Annotated in this window: 11 protein-coding genes; 9 read left to right on the top strand and 2 right to left on the bottom strand. The window is 29.1% G+C overall.

The genetic code is table 11. From position 1 onward, the window contains the following. Positions 1-215 precede the first annotated feature (215 nt). The 4 genes from JW646_RS16370 (at position 216) to katG (ending at position 6,017) form a co-directional block, all read left to right on the top strand. On the top strand, positions 216-1,955 hold the full coding sequence (locus JW646_RS16370) for an ABC-F family ATP-binding cassette domain-containing protein (RefSeq protein ID WP_228415672.1): 1,740 nt from the start codon (positions 216-218) through the stop codon (positions 1,953-1,955). 213 nt (positions 1,956-2,168) lie between these two features. Beyond that, entirely contained in the window at positions 2,169-2,795 is a 627-nt protein-coding gene (locus JW646_RS16375) for a TetR/AcrR family transcriptional regulator (RefSeq protein ID WP_228415673.1), read from the top strand. Positions 2,796-2,798: 3 nt separating this feature from the next. Continuing rightward, positions 2,799-3,704, top strand: a complete 906-nt coding sequence (locus tag JW646_RS16380; protein ID WP_228415674.1) for an alpha/beta fold hydrolase — start codon at positions 2,799-2,801, stop codon at positions 3,702-3,704. A gap of 117 nt (positions 3,705-3,821) precedes the next feature. Next, positions 3,822-6,017: a catalase/peroxidase HPI gene (katG, locus tag JW646_RS16385; RefSeq protein ID WP_228415675.1), complete on the top strand. Its 2,196-nt coding sequence runs from the start codon at positions 3,822-3,824 to the stop codon at positions 6,015-6,017. A gap of 140 nt (positions 6,018-6,157) precedes the next feature. Here katG and JW646_RS16390 read toward each other — a convergent pair whose 3' ends face one another. Next, the gene (locus JW646_RS16390) at positions 6,158-7,936 is read right to left on the bottom strand and encodes a leucine-rich repeat domain-containing protein (RefSeq protein WP_228415676.1); all 1,779 of its coding nucleotides are present in this window, start codon (positions 7,934-7,936) and stop codon (positions 6,158-6,160) included. A gap of 194 nt (positions 7,937-8,130) precedes the next feature. Here JW646_RS16390 and JW646_RS16395 point away from each other — a divergent pair, with 194 nt between their 5' ends. Beyond that, positions 8,131-8,832: a superoxide dismutase gene (locus JW646_RS16395; RefSeq protein WP_228415677.1), complete on the top strand. Its 702-nt coding sequence runs from the start codon at positions 8,131-8,133 to the stop codon at positions 8,830-8,832. A 103-nt stretch (positions 8,833-8,935) separates the two neighbouring features. On the opposite strand, the gene JW646_RS16400 is transcribed toward JW646_RS16395, so the two are convergent. After that, complete coding sequence (locus tag JW646_RS16400; protein WP_206923767.1) at positions 8,936-9,301, bottom strand: metal-dependent transcriptional regulator; 366 nt, start codon at positions 9,299-9,301, stop codon at positions 8,936-8,938. Between the two features lie 190 nt (positions 9,302-9,491). Here JW646_RS16400 and JW646_RS16405 point away from each other — a divergent pair, with 190 nt between their 5' ends. From JW646_RS16405 to JW646_RS16420, 4 genes are all read left to right on the top strand, one after another. Further along, on the top strand, positions 9,492-10,451 hold the full coding sequence (locus JW646_RS16405; protein ID WP_228415678.1) for a helix-turn-helix domain-containing protein: 960 nt from the start codon (positions 9,492-9,494) through the stop codon (positions 10,449-10,451). A 16-nt stretch (positions 10,452-10,467) separates the two neighbouring features. After that, positions 10,468-12,216 carry an ABC transporter ATP-binding protein gene (locus JW646_RS16410; protein WP_228415679.1) on the top strand — a complete coding sequence of 583 codons (1,749 nt, stop codon included), beginning with the start codon at positions 10,468-10,470 and terminating at the stop codon, positions 12,214-12,216. After that, positions 12,216-13,946 (top strand): ABC transporter ATP-binding protein, encoded by a 1,731-nt coding sequence (locus tag JW646_RS16415; RefSeq protein ID WP_228415680.1) that lies wholly within the window; start codon positions 12,216-12,218, stop codon positions 13,944-13,946. Before JW646_RS16410 ends, JW646_RS16415 begins: the two co-directional genes overlap by 1 nt. A 206-nt stretch (positions 13,947-14,152) precedes the next feature. After that, entirely contained in the window at positions 14,153-16,399 is a 2,247-nt protein-coding gene (locus JW646_RS16420; RefSeq protein WP_228415681.1) for a fibronectin type III domain-containing protein, read from the top strand. Positions 16,400-16,523 lie beyond the last annotated feature (124 nt).

Below are 16,523 nucleotides of genomic sequence, written 5' to 3' on the forward strand. Positions count from 1 at the left end.
AGGTATAAGAGCTATTACTGGATGTAATATGTATTTTACAAAATAAGTGGAGATAAAGAGTTAATATAACTTGTTAGCTAAAAATATAAAATCATTGAAATTAGTTGTAAAAAGTGTTATGCTATCAAAAGAAAATTTAAAAAAATGTCGTTATAATATATATTAAAGAGCTTATTTTTATAAGCTCTTTTTAAATCATAAAGAGAGGTAATAATATGATAAAAATTGACAACTTGTCTTACTCATTTCCGCTAAAAGATCTATACAATAAGGTTTCATTTACATTAGAAGAGAATCAACACTGCGCTTTTATAGGAGCGAGTGGTAGCGGGAAAAGTACACTTATAGATATAATTATGGACCCAGAAAGATATATGTTTGATGGTAAGTTAGAAATGGATCCAAGCTGTAGAATCGGGTATGTAAGCCAGTTCTCACAAGTAGACAAAACAAAGGAAATTACAGTTTTTGAATATATAGCTGAACCCTTCATTAAGCTACAAGATGAAATATCATCTATTTGCGCTGAAATGGGAACATCTGATGATATTGAAACTTTATTAGAAAAGTACCAAGAAGCATTAGACGCATTTGAGGCAATTGATGGGGATGATTTTGAAAGTAACATCAACAAGAAACTAAATCTTGCAAACTTAAGCAAGCATAAAGATAGAATGATATGTGAACTTAGTGGTGGGGAATTTAAACTTATTCAAGTAATTAAGGAAATGCTTAATAATCCAGATTTAATAATTATGGATGAGCCAGATGTGTTCTTAGATTTTGAAAATCTTAATTCTCTTAAAGATTTAATTAATTCTCACAAAAAAACAATTTTAGTTATTACACACAATAGATATCTGCTTAATCATTGTTTTAATAAAATTGTTCATCTTGAAAATACGGAAATTCAAGAATTTGATGGAAGATATGTTGATTATAACTTATCTTTACTTCAAACTAAAATAGAGTTACAAGAAATGGCTCTTGCTGATGAAGAAGAAATTGCTAGAAATGAAGCTTTAATTGATATATTAAGAGAAAAAGCAACTTACAATGCTGATGCTTCTAGAGGAAGAGCTTTAAAAGCTAGGGTAAAAATCCAAGAAAGATTAGAAGAGCGTAGAATCAAAGCTCCATTTGTAGATATAAAACAACCGTATATAAACTTAGTTACAAATAATGAAATAGAAGAAACTATTGCTTTGAAAGTTGAAGATTACAGCGTTGCCTTTGATGAGGTACTTTTAGAAAATGTTAATTTTGAGATAAAATCTACGGATAAAGTGGCTATCATTGGTACAAACGGTGTGGGAAAAACTACTTTATTAAAAGAAATATTTAAAAATAATAACAAAGCTATTGAAATAAATGAAAACATAGAAGTAGCTTATTTATCACAAAATCAAGGTGAAGCATTAAATGAATCTAATACAATCCTTCAAGAGTTCTACGATGTAGGATTTGAAACTTATGGTGAGATTAGAAGATATGTTGGAAAATATGGTTTTGATGCAGATACACTTACACAAAAGATAGAATCTTTGTCTGGTGGAGAAAAAAATATACTTCAACTAGCTAAGGTTTCTGCAAGTAGGGCAAATATGTTACTAATGGATGAGCCTACAAGCCACTTAGACATTTATTCACAAATGGCTTTAGAAAAAGCTATAGAAGATTATAAAGGCGCTATTTTAATGATTTCTCATGATTATCATTTTATAGTTAATTGTGCAGACTATGTTTTATTTATTGAAGATAAGACAGTTAGAAAAATGAGTATGAAAAAATTTAGAAGAATGATTTATGCTAATCATTTTGATAAAGACTATTTAGCAATAGAAGAAAAGAAAAAATCAGTTGAAACAAAAGTAGCATTAGCTTTAGCTGATACTGATTTTGAACGTGCAAGAACTTTATCAGAGGATTTAGAAGAGCTGATTAAGTTACTTTAATAAAAAATCTCAAGGGGTGTATCATTTTTGATACACCCCTTAAATTATGCCTAAATTTAATAATTTAAATACACCCAAAGATGGAATCTACATGTCATCAGCATTAGGCAAAAATATAAATTGACAAGTGAACAATCGTTAACTACAATTTAGTTAACGATCGTTCACCAAATATAAAGTTTAATTATATATTTATTAGAAGGGGTAAAATTTATGGATAACTTAAAAACAGAAGAAAAAATTTTATTAGTAGCCTTAGAATTATTCTCACAAAAAGGATACAGTGGAGTATCTGTCAGAGACATCTCAAAAGTAATTGGTATAAGCCAAAGCGCACTTTACAAACACTACAAAAATAAAGAAGATATACTAAACAAAATAATCGAAGAAGTAGACAAACGCCTAAAAGAAACCTATCTAAAAAATGCAGTACCAAACATAAAAAGCCAAGATTTAAGTGGTGATTACAAAAGATTAGCAGTAAAGAAACTAAGTGAAATATCATGGAATATATTTCAACTTTATGTGAAAGACAATGTAGTTTCAAGTTATAGAAAACTCCTATGTAGAGAACAATACAACAACGATTATGCCAAAGAAATTTATGATAAAACTTTTATCAGTGGTCCTATAGAAAATGAATCTCACATCTTTGATAAATTTGTAAAGGATGGATTTTTTAGACAGGAAAATCCTCAAATAATTGCAATGCACTTCTATGCACCAATTTTTCTAATGTTCCAAATGTACGATATAGATAACTCCAGGGAAGATGAACTAAAACTTATGATAAAAGAGCATGTAAGAGTTTTTTCTGATAATTATCGATTGGAGGAATAATTAATGAAAATGAGTATGTTTTTTAAAATAATTCTTTTAGCTTTAGCTTTCCTTCTATTATTAATTGTAGTTAGATATTTTATATGTATTGATAGGGCTAATACACGCCTTAATTCTTATACGAAAATGACCTCAAGCATAAATACTAGTTTTGGAAAGATGACTTATATAGATAAGGGAAGTGGAGAAGCTGTCCTTATTTGTCATGGAATTTGTGGTGGATATGATCAAGCTTATGATGCTTTAAAAAATAGGTTGGATGATTATAGAATAATTGCTCCATCAAGATTTGGATATATAGGAAGTGATATGCCACAAAATGCAACAGTAAAGGATCAAGCAAAAGCATATAAAGAGCTTCTTGACAAGTTAGAAATAGATAAGGTCTATGTACTTGCAACATCAGCAGGAGGAACGCCTGCCATAAGATTTGCTCTAGATTATCCTGAGAGAACAAAGGGACTTATATTATATTGCTCATCTATGCCATATTCAGTTAAACCAGATACAAATGAAGAATATGTTGGCCCACCTAAGCAAGTTTGTAACAATTTCACAATGTGGCTTATCAGTCCTTTGTTTGAACCCCTTATGGGAATGGATAGAAGTACTATTAATGAGATTCTTCCAATAAATGAAAAACGTGATGGAATAGTATTTGACTCTAAAGTAGTAAATACAGATATGAATAAAAACTTTGACCAGTATAATGTGGAGAATTTAAAAGTTCCTACAATTGTTTTTAATGCAAAGGATGATAAAATGGCAGTGTACAGTCGTACTAAATCATCTGTAGAAAGATTTCCAAACTGTACTTTTATTTCATTTGAAAGTGGTGGCCACTTAATGACAGGCAATGAGAATAAGATAAATAGTGAACTTGATAAATTTATAGACAAATATAAATAGTATTAATGATTACAGCCCTATATGAAACACAAATGTGATATTGCATAAGTAAAAATTTATTTACATATTATGTAATGGAACATTTAATACATTAAAGTAAAGGAGGGTTATTATGAAATGGGAGAGATGAGATGTCCATTTACTGGAAGAACTAGAATGTCAAATGCTACAACAAACAACATGGATTTGTTGCCTAATAAGTTAAATCTAAACATTCTTCACCTAAACTCTAATTTAAGTAATCCAATGGGTTGTAATTTTAATTATGCTAAAGAATTTGAAAAACTTGATTATTATGCATTGAAAAAAGATTTATATGATTTAATGACAGATTCAAAGGATTGGTGGCCGGCAGACTTTGGGAATTATGGACCTCTGTTTATTCGTATGGCATGGCATAGTGCAGGTACTTATAGAGTAGGGGACGGTAGAGGTGGAGCAAGTGATGGAACTCAAAGGTTTCCACCATTAGATAGTTGGCCTGATAATGCTAATTTGGATAAGGCTCGTAGGTTGCTTTGGCCAATCAAACAAAAATACGGCGATAAAATTTCCTGGGCAGATCTTATGATATTAACAGGTAATTGTGCTTTTGAGGTTATGGGACTTAAGACTTTTGGATTTGGTGGTGGACGTGAGGACGTTTGGGAACCACAAGAAATTTACTGGGGCTCTACAGAGGAGATGCTTGGAAGTAACAAAATTCCTGGTACAAACGAAATCCAAAATCCTCTTGCTGCAGTTCAGATGGGACTTATTTATGTAAATCCAGAAGGACCTGATGGAAAACCAGATCCAGTTGGGTCTGCAAAAGATGTTAGAGAAACATTTGCTCGTATGGCTATGAATGATGAAGAAACTGTGGCCCTTGTTGCAGGTGGGCATACATTTGGAAAATGCCATGGAGCAGCTCCAGCCACATATCTTGGACCTGCACCAGACGCTGCTCCTATTGAGGAACAGGGACTTGGTTGGAAAAATAGTTATAAAACAGGTAAAGGTATTGATACAATTACTAGTGGACTTGAAGGTGCATGGAAGCCAAACCCAACAAAATGGGATATGGGATATTTTAAAACATTGTTCAAGTATGACTGGGAATTAGTTAAGAGTCCTGCGGGAGCTTATCAATGGTTGGCTAAAGATGTAGCTGAGGAAGATATGATAGTAGATGCCCATGACCCATCTATAAAGCATCGTCCAATGATGACGACGGCTGATTTAGGTATTCGTTTTGACCCAATATATGAGCCAATTGCTAGAAATTATATGAATAATCCTGAAAAATTTGCTGATGATTTTGCACGTGCGTGGTTTAAATTGACCCATAGAGATATGGGCCCTATTTCAAGGTATCTAGGTCCGGAGGTTCCAAAAGAACAACTTATATGGCAAGATCCTGTGCCAAAAGCTGATTATGAACAAATTAACAAAGAAGACATTAAATATCTTAAAAATAAAATTTTAGAGTCTGATTTATCCGTGTCACAGCTTGTTTATACAGCTTGGTCTTCTGCATCTACATTTAGAGGATCTGATAAACGTGGTGGTGCAAATGGAGCAAGAATTCGTCTAGAACCACAGAAGTCTTGGGAGGTTAATGAACCAGACCAATTAAATAAGGTTTTACAAATTCTTGAAAAAATACAATCAGACTTTAATTACTTACAGTTAAAATCAAATAAAGTAAATAAGAAAGTATCCTTGGCAGATTTGATTGTGCTAGGAGGATGTGTAGGAATTGAAAAAGCAGCAAGAAAAGCAGGATATAAAATCAGAGTTCCTTTCACTCCAGGGCGCACAGACGCATCACAGGAAGAAACTGATATTCAATCTTTTGCTGTACTTGAACCAAAAGCAGATGGATTTAGAAACTATGTAAAGCCAGAATATTCAATGATGCAAGACAAATTATTAATTGATCGTGCACAGCTTTTAACTTTGACTGCTCCTGAAATGACAGTTTTATTAGGTGGTATGCGTGTGTTAGACACTAACTATAAAAAATCTCAATATGGTGTTTTTACAAAGAAACCAGAAGCTCTTACAAATGACTTCTTTGTTAATCTTTTAGATATGGATACAGTTTGGCAACCTAGCTCTAACGATGAACAAATATTTGAAGGACGTGATAGAACAACAGGAAGACTAAAGTGGAAAGGAACTCCAGTTGATCTTATTTTTGGTTCTGATGCCCAACTTCGTGCCATTGCAGAAGTTTACGCAAGTGAAGGGTCTCAGGTTAAGTTCTTGAAGGATTTTGTATATGCATGGAATAAAGTAATGAACGCAGATAGATATGATGTGAAATGATTTTGAAAACTGAAGATGAAGAAAGTAATTGCAAGGATTATAAGGGCTTATGAGAATTTCATAAGCCTTTTATAATGCGAAATATTTTGCTCATTCTAAATCGAGTGGCATTGAGCCACTCGATTATATACTCAAACACTTTATGAATTTAAGTTTTTTGTTTCTCCATCAATAACTAGGTATTTACCTCTAATATAAAAAGTATCTAAATTTAGATTATTTGCGCAATTTGTCCAGAAATTCAGTAATATGCTAAAATCAGAGTCAGGATCTATATCTTCTGATGAGGCAGTAATTGTTAGGGTACTTATATGAGAATAATGAATCCAGCTATTATAAGGATAGTATAATTTGCATGATATAGTTACAGCGATTAAATTACTGCAATAATCAAATACACTGCCACCAATATAGGTAACGCTATCAGGAATTATGATAGAAGTTAAATTAGGGCAATAGAAAAATGCAAAGCTCCTAATAGAAGTAACGCTATTAGGAATTATAATAGAAGTTAAATTACTGTACCCGGCAAAGACCATTTCTCCAATAACTTTTACCTCAATACCATTAATAAACTTAGGAATACTCACATCAGTAACTAAAGGATTTTGAGGAGTATACTTAGTAATAACACCTTCATCAGTAATAGTATAATTATAATCTTTTAAATATACAAAAACATTACCAGAGAAGTTATCATGATTAGTAAATTGAAAATCAACAGTTTTGCCACTTTCAGTGCTATTCCATGATATAATACCTCCAGTTACACTTCCTGTAGTAGATTCTACATCACAAACATTATTATCACAGTCACGCAAAAAGCTTGAGTCTAATTCATATCTATTAGAAATAGTGTTTTTATCAAGCATATCAATATGAATTTCTTGGTTTTTAGCCATAACTGCAATGCTAGTATTTTCAAATACAGACAAATAAGCAAGTTTATTATTATTTAAATTTATAGATTGTAAATGAGGTAAACCAACAATTTCAGCAGGCAAGGAATTTAAATTATTACTAGATAAATTTAAATTTTCTAAGTTACCTAAGGTAAACATCTGAGGAAAAATTGAATCAATTTGGCAATTAGTCATAGTTAAATTTCTTAAATTAGGCAAATATCTAAATATACCTAAATCAATACTACTTGTATCAACAGAATTATAAGATAAATCTGTAATAGAGGATAATTCATTAAAAGTAAAGGAATTATTATTACTTGGTTTACCTAAAATACTATTTAACTGTCTCAAAGTATTAACATCACTTTCATCAACAATTACTAAGGTAATCAAAGAAATATTACTTTCCACAGTAATTTGATAGAAATAATACTCTTCAGTTTCACCTATGGGACTTACAGGATTTTCTAATACATTTAAATTAACAACAAAGTCTTCTTCTGTTGGGTTTTTAATATATTGACCTCCACAATATAAAAATGGTAACACAGTATAAAAATTCCTTTCTAAAGCAAACACATCACTATTTTGCAAAATGGCTACGTTATAGGAAACCGAGCAACTTACATACTTGTTATTAAGATAATATGTGCCTATAATCTGTGGTAAATCTTTACCACATGGATTATCAATAGGTGTATAATACTTATCCAAAGAATCTAATACTTGAAAATCATAAATGTATGAGCAGCAAAGTTGAGGGGTAAGTTCTTTATTAGGAGATTTTAAAAATTCCTTTGGAATGGGAAATAATATATCCATACTAACTGTAGGTGACTCTGTTGTAAATTCTTCTGTCATTATATTTACTAAATTATCATCTATTGTATTGCTTAAGGACTTTGTAAATGGGTGTTTTATTTTATTTAATAATTGATAGAATATATTAATACAAATCACCTCCTTTAAAGTAATATATTCTAAATATTGTCTTATTGTGTCAAAATATAACATTAAATTGTAAGCATGTTTGGCCAGGTTAAATGAGATAGATATGCTGTAATATTATACAATTGGATTATAATAATGGTTTAGGTGAAGAAAGTAATTGTAATGGTTATAAGGGCTTATGAAAATTTCAGAGGCTCTTTTATAATGTAAAATATTTTTGCACTATTTAAGACATACTATTGTTGAGGTGATAAAATATGAGAAAAAAATTATTAGCAGTAGGATTTGGATTTTTACTTCTTTTTACAACTTACATAAGTATATTTTCCTTGGGGTTAAAGGACATTCAAGAATTTAAAGCAGTGCCACTGCCATATTCCTACAATGCTTTAGAACCATTTATAAGCAATGAAATTATGACATATCATCATGATAAACATTACGAAACTTATGTAGCTAATTTAAACAAAGCTTTGGACAATTACCCCAAATACCAAAGTTATTCTTTGGAGCAATTGTTGAAAAATCTAGATTCTCTACCAAAAGAAATCTACAAATCTGTAAAAAATAATGCTGGTGGAGTATATAATCATGAGTTTTTCTTTTCTATTATGACACCTAGTAAAACGGCTCCTTCTGGTGAATTGAAAAAGGCAATCGAAAGAGATTTTGGAACTTATAATAATTTTATGGATGAATTTAAGAAAGCTGCATCAAGTGTATTTGGATCAGGATGGGCATGGCTTGTATCTGATGGTGATGGGAAATTATCTGTAATTACAACAGCTAATCAAGACTCACCTATATCAGATAATTTAACACCGATTATTTGTATAGATTTGTGGGAACATGCTTACTATTTGCAGTATAAAAATAACAGGGCTTATTATATAGATAATTGGGTTAATGTGATCAATTGGAAAAAAGCTTTGGAAAACTATAATAATGTGAAAAAATAATTAAAATATATGCTACTTTTATTTATTGTTTCTTATAAAAAAGTGATATATCTCATGAAAATTTATGGGTTATATCACTTTTTTAATACAATCATTTATACTTTTATTTTTTACTTAGATATAATTTGATTTTTTCAAAAGATTCTTCACTAATAATATGCTCTATAAGACAGGCATCTTCCTTTGCAGTTTCTTCACATACACCAATTGACATTAAAGCTTTAGATAAAACTATATGACGTTCATAAATGGATTTTGCTAAATTATTTCCATCAGTAGTTAAAGTAATATAGCCATCATCGTCCATGTTTATATATCCTTTTGTACGAAGGTTTTTCATGGCAACACTAATGCTAGGTTTACTATAGCCTAGTTCTTTTACTATATCTATGGATCTAACTGAACTTAATCTATTAGACAGTATTAAAATAGTTTCTAAATAATTTTCTATAGATTCTTGTTTTTTCATAAGTTACCTCCATTTCTATTAATTTTACATTATCATAAATTTTATGTAAAAACAATAAGTCTAAAGTCAACGTCCAAATGGATTATAAAAACCAATATGGAGTTGAAGAAAGACAAATATATTTGCTACTATATAGTTAGTTGAAACTAACTGTATCGTGAAAAAGATTAATATAGTAGGAGGGGTGGGGATGTTTTTATCACAAAGATATTCATTTGATGTATTTGAAAGTTTTGACCAAATTATAAAAGGTAATAATCCAGAAATATTCAAGATAAAAAATAATACAGGTAGTGGTGGATTCAAATCATATAAAGTATTTCCTGGAGTTTATATTACTTATAATGAATTTAATATGAGGGAGTGTACGTCTAATTTTAAAAGCGACATTAATATGTTTTGTATAGATTATTGCAAAGAAGGCAGAATGGAGTGGATATGTCACAATAATGATTATTTGTATTTGAAACAAGGGGATATGCAAATAAGTATAAGAGAGCATCATGGAAAAATATTTGGATTTCCTCTAAAAAAATATACTGGTATAACAGTGGTTTTCTATTTAGACGAAGCTAATCAGAGCATAAAGAAAGTTTTGGATAATTTTGATGTGGATTTATATGACCTAAAAGACAAGTTATGCAAAAAAAACGAACCATTTATAATGAGAACAAAAAGTGGGATAGAGCATGTCTTTAATGAATTGTACCAAGTAGATGACAAAATAAGAGATTCTTATTTGAAAATAAAAATATTAGAGTTGTTACTTTTTTTCAAAACTTTAGATGTAAATAAAGATAAAGAAGATAGAAATTATTTTACAAAATCTCAAGTGGACAAAGTAAAGGAAATTGAAAAATATATGATCAAAAATATGGATAAACATATTACTTTAGAAGAATTATCTAATAAATTTGATTATCCACTAACTACAATGAAAAAATGTTTCAAAGGAGTATATGGAGATTCAATATATAGTTATATGAAATCCTATAGAATGAATGAAGCTTGTATTTTGTTGAAGGAAAGTAATGACAATATTAGCAATATAGCTAATTATTTAGGATATGATAACCCTAGTAAATTTGCAGCGGCTTTTAAATCTGTTATTGGGTTTACACCATTAAGATATAGAAATAATGAATTTTAATAAGGATGTGGTATAAATGAATAAAAAAAGCACTATTGCAAGTCTTATTGATTTCGCAAGTGATCACAAAAAGTATTATATAATTTCAGTTATATGTGCAGTAATAGGAGTTGCTTGTAGTATATTACCCTACTATTTGGTTGCGAGAATAGTTGTTGATTTGGTAAATGGAGTTAAGGATTTTAATAATTATGTTAATCTTTGTGTTATATGTATAGTGTCTTGGTTTTTGCGCGTGTTATTTCATAGCATATCAACTACCTTATCTCATAAAGCTACTTTTACAGTTATAGCTAATGTGAGAAAAAGATCTATTGAAAAATTGGCTAATATGCCTCTTGGAGATGTTTTGAACATACCTTCAGGCACTATGAAATCCATAATAGTAGAAAAGATAGATAGTATAGAAACAACACTAGCCCATGTTGTTCCAGAAATGACATCTAATTTACTCGTTCCTTTTGCAATTGTTATTTACATCTTTACCATAGATTGGAGAATGGCACTTGCATCTTTAATAACCGTTCCCCTTGGAATATTATGTTATATGATGATGACCAAAGATTATGAAAAAAATTATGGCAATTATATTAACAAAAACAAAATATTAAATGCCACATCAGTTGAGTATGTGGCAGGAATAAAAGTTATAAAGGCTTTTAATCAATCTGCATTATCCTATGAAAAATTCACTAAAGCAGCATACGAAGCAGCTCATTCCGCTATAGATTGGATGGATAAATGCAATGTTTATTTTTCAATTGCCATATCAGTATTTCCAGCAGTATTAATAGGAGTACTACCTATTGGGTGCATGTTTTATATAAATGGAAGCTTAACTTCAGAAAATTTTATAAATATTATAATTTTAGCCCTAGGAGTTATGACACCACTTATAACAGCTGTGTCTTATTCAGACGATATAGCCAAAATAAAAACAATAATAGGTGATATTAATAGTGTATTAGAAAAAGATGATTTAAAAAGACCAAATGTTTTAAATGAAAAATTATCCTTTAATAATATAAAACTGAAAAATGTATGCTTTTCTTATGATAAAAAACAAGTATTAAATAATGTAAACTTAAATATAAAAGGTGGTCAAGTAAATGCATTAGTTGGACCATCAGGAGGAGGAAAATCTACAATAGCTAAATTAATAGCCTCACTTTGGGACGTGAATAAAGGGTCTATAGAAATTGATGGAATAAACATTAAAGATATACCTTTAGAAATACTTAATAAAAAAATAGCTTATGTATCTCAAGATAGTTATTTGTTTAATGATACTATAATGAATAATATTCGTATGGGAAATCTAAAAGCCTCAGATGAGGATGTAAAGAAAGTAGCTAGAAAAAGTGGATGCGAAGAATTTATTTTGAAACTTGAAAATGGATACAATACAGTTGCTGGCTCTAGTGGAGGTCATTTGTCCGGTGGAGAAAGACAAAGAATTAGTATTGCAAGAGCCATGTTAAAAGATGCGGATATTGTGATTTTAGATGAAGCAACTGCATATACAGACCCAGAAAATAAATTGATTTTGCAAAAGGCTGTAGGAAAACTTGTAAAAGGAAAAACATTGATAGTTATAGCTCATAGACTTTCTACTATTGTAGATGCTAGTCAAATTATAGTTGTTAATAATGGGAAAATAGAAAGCACAGGAACACATGAAGACCTACTTAAAAAGTGCAAATTATATAAAGAAATGTGGAAAGCTCATAATAGTGTTAAAGATAGAAAAGAGGTGGCTATATAATGTTGAAAATATTTAATAAGTTTTTTGATTTTTCTGGGAAATATAAAAAACACTTCTATGATTCTATTATATTGAGTGTTTTTTATTCCATATTTGAAGCAATAAGAATCCCTGCCATAGCCATTGTACTTAAAGATATGCTAGAAAATAATATGACTGAGAAAACCATGTTTTTAAGTTTAGGTATTATGATTGTAAGTATAGTAGGTTGTTCCATACTAAAAAACAAAATCACAATGAAGCAAACCATAGGGGGGTATGAATTATGTGCAAATAAACGTATTGATATTGCACAGCATTTAAAATATGTGCCAATGGGTTATTTAAATGATAATAGCTTGGGATATATAACCTCTATTACTACTAATACACTAGAAATGCTACAAGATGTGGCAACAAGAGTTATAATGCTATCTACTCAAGGGTTTATAAATACGTGTATCATAGGAATATGTGTTTTGATTTATGACTATAGAATAGGTATTCTTATATTTTTAGGAATATTATTTTTTCTTGGTGTAAATAATATTATGCAGAAAAAATCAAACAAATTATCACCTATTAAAACTGAAAGTGACAGCAGACTAGTAGATAAAATATTAGAATATATACAAGGAATTTCCATAGTGAAATCTTATAATTTATCACATCAATCAAATCAAAAAGTAATAAAAGCTATTGATGATAATAATGATATAAATTATAAAATGGAAAAAACATTTATACCTATTATGGGGCTTCAAACTTTTGTACTAAAATCTATGGGAATATTAGTAATATTAGCCTCAATCTATTTTTATTTAAATAATTCAATGACTCTTATAAACTGTGTATTAATGATAATTTGTTCATTTATAATCTATGGACAATTGGAATCAGCAGGTAATTATTCTGCTCTTCTTAGAGTAATGGATAATTGTGTAGACAAAGTTAATACAGTATTTGATACTCCTGTAATGGATGTGGAGGGTAGTGAAATAATTCCTAAAAATTATGATATTAATTTTGATAATGTAAGTTTTAGTTATGACAATAGAAAAGTAATTGATAATATGTTGTTTGATATTCCACAAAATACAACCACAGCAATTGTAGGGCCTTCTGGAGGAGGTAAAACTACCATATGCAACTTAATAGCTAGATTTTTTGATGTGGATAAGGGAAAAATAACATTGGGAGGAAATGACATAAGAAGATATAAATTAGATAGTTTACTAAAAAATATTAGTATGGTATTTCAAGATGTTTATTTATTTCAAGACACAGTGGCTAATAATATAAAATTTGGTAGTAATAATGCATCTAGAGAAGACGTAATAAAAGCAGCTAAAAAAGCTAGTTGCCATGATTTTATTATAAATCTACCAAATGGATATGATACCGTAATCGGTGAAGGAGGAACATCCCTTTCTGGAGGGGAAAAACAAAGAATATCTATAGCAAGAGCCATGCTTAAAGATGCACCCATTATAATTTTAGATGAAGCTACAGCAAATGTAGACGCGGAAAATGAAAAACAACTTCAAGATGCTATTGAAGAATTAACAAGAGATAAGACTATAATTATGATTGCCCATAGATTGAAAACTGTTAGAAATGCAGATCAAATTTTAGTTGTAGATGATGGGGAAATTGTACAACGAGGCGACCATCATAGCTTGATTAAAGAAGAGGGTATATATAAACAATTTATTGATGTAAGAAAAGAAGCTGTTGGATGGCAACTGTAATGATATAAAAATTTAGCCATGAAGGTGTTCTAATACTTATTATAGTTAGAACACCTTCATATTTTTTGCTTAAATAAATATGTGATCTAAGAATAAACAAGATAAATGGAATATATTTACAAAAAATAAAACTTATTACAATAATATAAATAAATTTTATATAAGTGATGATATAATTAATTTAATAAAATAATTTGGGGGTAAAAATGAAAAAAATAATAAGTAAAATATTAACCTTGTTACTATGTAGTGTGCTTATATTGGGGAATTTTTTTAGCATAAATGCTTTAGAGCAAGGTGAAAAAACAGAGGAAGGCCTTATCTATAAAATTGAGGACAATAAAGCCATAATAACAGGCTATGATTATTATAGAGTGACAGATTTAGTAATACCAAGTCATATAAAAGGCTACGAAGTATCAGAAATAGCTGATAGTGCATTTAAACAATCAGGATTTTATTCAATTAAAATTCCAGACACAGTAAAAAAAATAGGAAGAGCTGCATTTTGTATGAGTTATAAATATAAAACAATAGAAATTCCAGATAGTGTAACTTATATTGGGCCAAGCGCATTTAGCCAATGTGGAGATTTAGTAGAAGTTAAATTATCAAATTCAATAAAAGAAATTCCAGAAAATTGCTTTGCTTTTACTACTTTTAAATCAATTGAAATGCCTGATAGTGTGCAAGTAATAGGGGACTCAGCTTTTAGAGGAAATTATTCACTTAAGGAAATTAAACTACCTAAAAATTTAAAGACTATAGAAACAGATGCATTTATGGGAAATCAATTTACTACTATTGAATTACCACAAGGATTAGAAACTATAGAAAAGAGGGCTTTTTCAAATTGTCAAAAATTAGAGTTCATAAATATACCTTCATCAGTGGAAAAATTAAAACCTTGGACATTTTTCAACTGTTACAATTTAAAAGAAGTTAAATTAAATGATGGTATTAAAATAATAGAGAAAAATGCATTTAATGACTGTAATAATCTTGAAAAAATAAACTTACCAGATTCAATAACTAGTATAGGCGATAGTAATTTTGGTGAAACAAAAATAAAAAGCATCGTTTTACCAAATAAGCTTAAAACAATATCATATAATTTATTTTATGAAGCAACTGAATTACAAAATGTAACAATACCTGATAGTGTATCAACAATATTTTCAAATGCTTTTGAAGGTTGTGAAAAGTTACAGGAAATAAAGTTGCCAGAAAACTTAAAAAATATAAGTATTGCTGCATTTAAAAATTGCACATCATTAAAAGAAATAGACATACCAAACACAGTAAATACCATAGGAAGTCACGCTTTTGATAATTGCAATAATCTAGAAAAGATTAAACTTAGTAATAATATAAAGGAAATAAGTGATTACACATTTGAAGGATGTACTAATTTGGAAGAAATAGATATACCTATTGGTGCTAAGAAATTAGGTAAAGGAGCTTTTGAAGAATGTAGCTCTTTTAAAAAAATAGTAATTCCCAAAAGTGTAGAAATAATTTATGAAAATACATATAGTACGCCTACTTTTAAAAATTGTAACAATCTGACTATATATGGATATAAGAATACAGCAGCTGAAGCTGTTGCACTTAATGATTCGATAAACTTTGTAGCACTTGAAGAACCAATACAAATAAGTAAAACTACCATTGGAACAATTTCAAGTAAAAGATATACAGGAAAAGAAATTAAACCTTTACTAAAAATAACCTATAAAGGAAAGGTATTAAAAGAAGGAACTGATTACAAACTTTCTTTTTCAAATAATAAAAATGTTGGATTAGGAAACATTACAATAAAAGGTATTGGTAAGTATATTGGAAGTAAAAAAATCACATTTAATATAATACCAAATAGTACAAAAAATATTACATTAAGCAATACCAAAACAAGATCTGTTTCAATAAAATGGGATAAAGTGAAAGAAGCTGATGGATATTATATATATAAAAAAGAAAAAAATTCTAGTAAGTATGTACGTACTTTAGCAGTTAAAAACTCAGCCACATCATCTACAATAAGCACTACATTAAAAAATCTAAAATCGGGAACAGACTATACAATAAAAGTAGTACCTTACAAAAGAGTAAATGAAAAATTTTATGAAGACAATAGTTCAAAAGAAATTAATTTCACTACTAGATTGTCTAGAGTCGTTAGTGTAAGTATTAAATCACCAACAAAAGGTGAAGGACATATAGTCTGGGATCTTGTAAAAAATGCAAGTGGATATGAAGTAAAAATGGCAACTTCAAAAAATGGAAAATACACAACTATAAAAGATTCAAAAGGATTATCAAATACAATTTATTCAAAAAAATATTTAAAGAGTAAAAAAACTTATTACTTTAAAGTTAGAGCATATAATATAGTAAATAGCAAAAAAATATATGGTGATTATAGTAGTATAAAAAGTATTAAAATCAAATAAACACGGTAAATAAAATAAATTATTAAATATATTTCAAAAAAGTGTGTAAAATATCTTAAAATAGTATATAATAACATATGAAGTAAAAAAATATAAACATGTAAAAAGGTTAAGGAGAATTATT

The organism is Terrisporobacter hibernicus (assembly GCF_020809405.1).
GTDB lineage: Bacteria > Bacillota > Clostridia > Peptostreptococcales > Peptostreptococcaceae > Terrisporobacter > Terrisporobacter petrolearius.

What these genes read in the sequence shown, in the direction of transcription:
- JW646_RS16405 (WP_228415678.1), top strand. Translation starts at nt 9,492, where the DNA reads ATGTTTTTATCACAAAGATATTCATTTGATGTATTTGAAAGTTTTGAC.
- JW646_RS16395 (WP_228415677.1), top strand. Translation starts at nt 8,131, where the DNA reads ATGAGAAAAAAATTATTAGCAGTAGGATTTGGATTTTTACTTCTTTTT.
- JW646_RS16400 (WP_206923767.1), bottom strand. Translation starts at nt 9,301, where the DNA reads ATGAAAAAACAAGAATCTATAGAAAATTATTTAGAAACTATTTTAATA.
- JW646_RS16370 (WP_228415672.1), top strand. Translation starts at nt 216, where the DNA reads ATGATAAAAATTGACAACTTGTCTTACTCATTTCCGCTAAAAGATCTA.
- JW646_RS16375 (WP_228415673.1), top strand. Translation starts at nt 2,169, where the DNA reads ATGGATAACTTAAAAACAGAAGAAAAAATTTTATTAGTAGCCTTAGAA.
- JW646_RS16410 (WP_228415679.1), top strand. Translation starts at nt 10,468, where the DNA reads ATGAATAAAAAAAGCACTATTGCAAGTCTTATTGATTTCGCAAGTGAT.
- JW646_RS16420 (WP_228415681.1), top strand. Translation starts at nt 14,153, where the DNA reads ATGAAAAAAATAATAAGTAAAATATTAACCTTGTTACTATGTAGTGTG.
- JW646_RS16390 (WP_228415676.1), bottom strand. Translation starts at nt 7,936, where the DNA reads ATGTTATATTTTGACACAATAAGACAATATTTAGAATATATTACTTTA.
- JW646_RS16380 (WP_228415674.1), top strand. Translation starts at nt 2,799, where the DNA reads ATGAAAATGAGTATGTTTTTTAAAATAATTCTTTTAGCTTTAGCTTTC.
- JW646_RS16415 (WP_228415680.1), top strand. Translation starts at nt 12,216, where the DNA reads ATGTTGAAAATATTTAATAAGTTTTTTGATTTTTCTGGGAAATATAAA.
- katG (WP_228415675.1), top strand. Translation starts at nt 3,822, where the DNA reads ATGGGAGAGATGAGATGTCCATTTACTGGAAGAACTAGAATGTCAAAT.